Source organism: Aliterella sp. E5.1 (assembly GCF_057473825.1).
In genome coordinates, this window is sequence record NZ_JBYCCV010000268.1 from 1 (window position 1) to 1980 (window position 1980).

Consider the following 1980-nt stretch of genomic DNA (forward strand, 5'->3'; position numbering starts at 1 on the left):
TTAACCTTATATTCGTGGGCACTTTAGCTCAACTCTATAAAGCTCCTGATATTCTAATCAATGCTGTTTCTATTTGTGTGCAAGAGGGCTTAAACCTCAAGCTAATTTTAGTTGGAGAAGGTAAGCACCAGGAAGAACTTGAGGCACAAGTTGCAAAGCTAAGTCTAGAAGAGCGTATCCGATTCCTTGGACAATTGTCTGCTAGCGATGATGTGCGTGAGCAGTTGGATCGGGCTGACCTTTTTGTCTTACCGTCTTATCAAGAGGGGTTACCCCGAGCAATGATCGAGGCAATGGCTCGAGGACTGCCTTGCATTGGTTCTACGGTAGGCGGTATCCCGGAACTACTACCTCCTGAAGATATGGTGCCGCCAGGTGATGTAGCTGCCTTGGCACGTAAAATTCACGAGGTGGTGAATGAACCAGAACGCATGTCTCTCATGTCCACACGTAACTTAGAAAAAGCAAAGGAGTACAAAGATGAAGCTCTCCGCGAACAGCGGAATGCATTCTATTGTTATCTGCGAGAGCAGACAGAAGCATGGTTGAAGTCCTAAGACTTTTTTATGCTCCTTAGCAAATATCTACTGAACCAACAGATTTTTTCTTTAATTGTCATGAAAATATTGCATCTTTGTGCAATTGGAGCCACTGCTGAGATCCTGCTGCGACCTCAAATTGATTATTTGCTGTCTCGCCAGTTATCGGTTGAAATCGCTTGCTCTCCGGGATCAGAAGTAAAACAACTACAGCAGCAAGGATATGTGGTTCACCCTGTTCAGATTGACCGCCAAATTTCTCCGGTTCTCAACCTCAAGAGTATTTATCAACTGACAAAGTTAATGCAACAGCAGCGATACGATCTGGTGCATGTACACACTCCTATTGCTGCTGTTTTAGGTCGGATTGCTGCAAAACTTGCTGGTGTTAAACGCATTGTTTATACTGCCCATGGCTTTCCATTTCACGATCAGTCTTCCCCTAGCCAATACTTCTTCTTCTCAACCATTGAAAAAATCATTGCTTCAATTACTGATCTGATTCTTACACAAAACTACGAAGATATTGCCACAGCTCAAAAGTTAAATCTTTGTCCACCGGAGAAAATTTGTTATTTGGGTAATGGTGTAGATATTGATCGCTTTAAGCAAGAGCGCCTTGATCCTATTTGTCAAAGGCAACTAAGAGAATCGTTAAGCATTCCTACTAATGCTTTGGTTGTTGGCACGATTGGGCGTTTGACTCGCAAAAAAGGCAGTGGATATCTAATTGAAGCTGCAGCTAAGCTACTGCCTCAGTTCCCTAACTTGCATATTCTGGTAGTTGGCGGTCAACTGAGTACAGATCCTGAGCCTTTTTACACTGAACTAGTTGAAAGAATTCACACCCTTGGAATTGAGAATCATGTCACACTTGCGGGCGAGCGCAATGACACACCAGAGCTTCTAGGTCTTTTAGATATTTTTACACTGCCCACTTATACCCATGAGGGTCTACCCCGGTCTATTCTCGAAGCAATGGCAATGGGTTTACCCGTTGTTACAACAGATATTCGGGGTTGTAGAGAAGCAGTTGTTCATGGAGAAACAGGCTTGGTTGTGCCACCTCAAAATAGTGAGGACTTAGCCGCAGCTTTAGAAAAATTGTTGTCAGATTCTGCCTTGCGGCAAGCCTTGGGAAGAGCGAGTTGTAAAAGGGTTGAAGCGCAGTATGATGAACGTTTTGTTTTCAAGCGACTTAAAAGATATTATCAAGAATTAGGCGTTTCGCTTATATAAAAGTTTTAGAATAAGTAAGAGCATTTTGAGAATGAATACAAACATTGCTAATAAAAGCTTACAACGGGTAATCAAAACGGTTGCCGACAAAATAGTATCTGCGATCGCTCTCCTCCTTTTCTCCCTTCTGCTGCTAATTATTGCGATCGCTATCTACATCCGCATGGGTAGACCTGTTATTTTTTCTCACCCTCGACCAGGT

At 43.0% G+C, this 1980-nt stretch carries 2 protein-coding genes; both read left to right on the forward strand.

Features of this window, described 5'->3' with window-relative positions; all coding sequences use genetic code 11:
* Positions 1–557, forward strand: a 557-nt coding sequence (locus AC2VE5_RS26150; RefSeq protein WP_486890477.1) for a glycosyltransferase family 4 protein, incomplete at its 5' end; no start/stop codon positions are given.
* A gap of 60 nt (positions 558–617) precedes the next feature.
* The gene (locus AC2VE5_RS26155; RefSeq protein WP_486890478.1) at positions 618–1778 is read left to right on the forward strand and encodes a glycosyltransferase family 4 protein; all 1161 of its coding nucleotides are present in this window, start codon (positions 618–620) and stop codon (positions 1776–1778) included.
* The last annotated feature ends 202 nt before the right edge of the window (positions 1779–1980 follow it).

Bases quoted from the DNA above. Each gene is read 5' to 3' on its own strand.
- AC2VE5_RS26155 (WP_486890478.1), top strand. From the start codon at position 618: ATGAAAATATTGCATCTTTGTGCAATTGGAGCCACTGCTGAGATCCTG.